Below are 2,483 nucleotides of genomic sequence, written 5' to 3'. Positions count from 1 at the left end.
AGTGCTCCCTGCTCATCCGTGACAACTTTTCCTGTGGTCTTACGACCGCGTTCATCCTGAACTTTTGCATCCTGCTCACATCACCCCGATGTGAAAACTTCATCCTGAAGTGTCCTGGCCATCCTGACCCGCCGAACATCCTGACCGGCTCTCGTTCTCCATCCTGGAGGTGTCCTTTAACGCTTCCCGCGTTTTCCTCTTTGCTTCATCCTGAAACCTGTCCTTGCAGCACCGTCCTGGTGTGTCCTGCCGAAGTGTCATCATCCTGATGTTCACTTCGTTGTGCGACTCCTTGTCGACAGAGATAGAATCGCCTGTTTCGCATTGTCTTACAAGACACTTACAGACATACCCTAATGATTATTTTCATATGAAAGTTATCAATAAAACATTAACCAATTGAATTATAAATAGTTAACATTATATCGGTCGATGAAGTCTTTACTGATCACCTGGCAATCTCCTACAGGGTTTGTAAGAGATCTCTCACACGCCCTAGGGCAAACTGGATTACAGAACAGGCTTAAGTTGAGTAAGAAATTCCGCAAGCGAGGCCGCCAGAACCGTCCGTTTACGGGTTCCCAGCGTTTCCTTGCAGACTTCCCCAGACAAGTTGCACACTGAAATAACATCAAGTTCATTGTCCAGTGTGGCAATAAAAAGTGTAGGAGAGAGCTTAAGGCGTTTTTGCGTAACCAGGTGGCCGATCAGGTTTTCCTGTACGCGCCTGAAGTCATCTTCAGACCAGGTTTGCAGCAGAGTAAGTTTCTCATCCGCAAATTGTGCGTACATGTCCCCGGCAAACTGGGTGGTATAAAACGCATGAACAGCGGGTTGTACCACAATATCAAAGGCGCGTTCAACCGCGTTTACATTCGGCTCGCCCACAAAAGGCTGCGGTTGCCAGTACACCGCATCGTTCGTGGAGGAGATGATGCACGGAGACGGTACGCCATACAGCTCTTCACTCAGCGGCCAGCTGCCGTTTTTTTCATGCCATGCATCGCAATAACGCGTCGTAAAGGCTGTCAACGCCTGTGCTGTCAATTCGTCCACTGATTTCTCTCTTCACAAAAGCCAGGATACACTTGTCGCATAGTGTATCTGGTTTATGACGGTGAAACATGTCCTCTTATGAAAATCATCAGGCGCTTGACGGCCTGACTCTCGGAAAATCAACGGATTACCGGGATATTTACGACGCCAGCCTGCTGCAGGGTGTTCCGCGCAGCCTGAACCGCGACCCGCTGGATCTTAAGGCCGATAATCTGCCTTTTCACGGCGCCGATATCTGGACGCTGTATGAACTGTCATGGCTGAATGCCAACGGCTTACCGCAGGTTGCGGTCGGCCATGTGGAGCTGGATTACACCAGCGTTAATCTGATTGAATCAAAAAGTTTTAAGCTGTATCTGAACAGTTTTAATCAGACGCGTTTTGACTCATGGGAACACGTCCGTCAGACGCTGGAACACGATCTACGCGCCTGCGCGCAAGGTGATGTCAGCGTAGCGCTCTATCGTCTTGACGAACAGGAAGGGCAGCCGATAGCCCACTTCAATGGCACCTGTATCGACAATCAGGATATCGTCATCGATAACTACCAGTTCAGCACCGACTATCTGGAAAATGCCGTAAGCGGTGAAAAAGCGGTGGAAGAGACGCTGGTCAGCCATCTGCTAAAATCCAACTGCCTGATCACCCACCAGCCTGACTGGGGTTCCATACAAATTCAGTATCGCGGTCGCAAAATCGACAGGGAAAAGTTGCTGCGCTATCTGGTCTCCTTCCGCCACCACAATGAATTTCACGAGCAGTGTGTGGAACGCATTTTCAATGACCTGCTGCGTTTCTGTCAGCCGGAGAAACTGAGCGTATACGCACGCTACACGCGACGCGGCGGCCTCGATATCAACCCATGGCGCACCAACACAGATTTCACCCCCGCAACAGGCAGACTGGTGCGTCAGTAATCTTTTTTCTCAATTTTGCGTGTCGGATTCCGCGCGCAAGGTTGTGAAAGGTCATAAGCCAGGGCTATTGTAATCAGTAGAGGATGATATCTCTCGTCCCGTAAGGAGTTTACTTGATTACACATATTAGCCCGCTTGGCTCAATGGACATGTTGTCGCAGCTGGAAGTCGATATGCTTAAACGCACGGCCAGCAGCGACCTGTATCAACTGTTTCGTAACTGTTCGCTTGCCGTTCTGAACTCCGGCAGTTTGACAGACAACAGCAAAGAGCTGCTGTCTCGTTTTGAAAGTTTCGACATTAACGTGCTGCGCCGTGAACGCGGTGTGAAGCTGGAACTGATCAACCCACCTGAAGACGCGTTTGTCGATGGGCGCATCATTCGCGCGCTGCAGGCCAACCTGTTTGCCGTACTGCGCGACATTCTTTTCGTCAATGGCCAGATCCATAACGCGGGTCGTTTCCAGCATCTGGATCTCGAAAGCTCGGTTCACATCACCAACCTGGTCT

Annotated in this window: 3 protein-coding genes; 2 read left to right on the top strand and 1 reads right to left on the bottom strand. The window is 50.3% G+C overall.

The genetic code is table 11. From position 1 onward, the window contains the following. Positions 1 to 510 precede the first annotated feature (510 nt). Positions 511 to 1,056: a SecY-interacting protein gene (syd, locus tag FDX03_RS14885; RefSeq protein ID WP_137346132.1), complete on the bottom strand. Its 546-nt coding sequence runs from the start codon at positions 1,054 to 1,056 to the stop codon at positions 511 to 513. 68 nt (positions 1,057 to 1,124) lie between these two features. Between syd and queF the strand changes: the two genes are divergently transcribed. Together queF and FDX03_RS23455 are read left to right on the top strand one after the other, a co-directional pair. Continuing rightward, entirely contained in the window at positions 1,125 to 1,973 is an 849-nt protein-coding gene (gene queF / locus FDX03_RS14880; RefSeq protein WP_048213082.1) for an NADPH-dependent 7-cyano-7-deazaguanine reductase QueF, read from the top strand. 113 nt (positions 1,974 to 2,086) lie between these two features. Continuing rightward, on the top strand, positions 2,087 to 2,483 hold a 397-nt coding region (locus FDX03_RS23455; RefSeq protein ID WP_249357072.1), incomplete at its 3' end, for a DUF4478 family protein.

The sequence above is a fragment of the Citrobacter sp. wls827 genome, from assembly GCF_005280875.1.
Classification (GTDB): Bacteria; Pseudomonadota; Gammaproteobacteria; order Enterobacterales; family Enterobacteriaceae; genus Citrobacter; species Citrobacter youngae.
The sequence above is the reverse complement of the archived record's forward strand: the minus strand, read 5'-3'. Positions and strand labels throughout refer to the sequence as shown.

Coding starts and splice junctions, on each gene's coding strand:
- queF (WP_048213082.1), top strand. CDS start 1,125: ATGTCCTCTTATGAAAATCATCAGGCGCTTGACGGCCTGACTCTCGGA.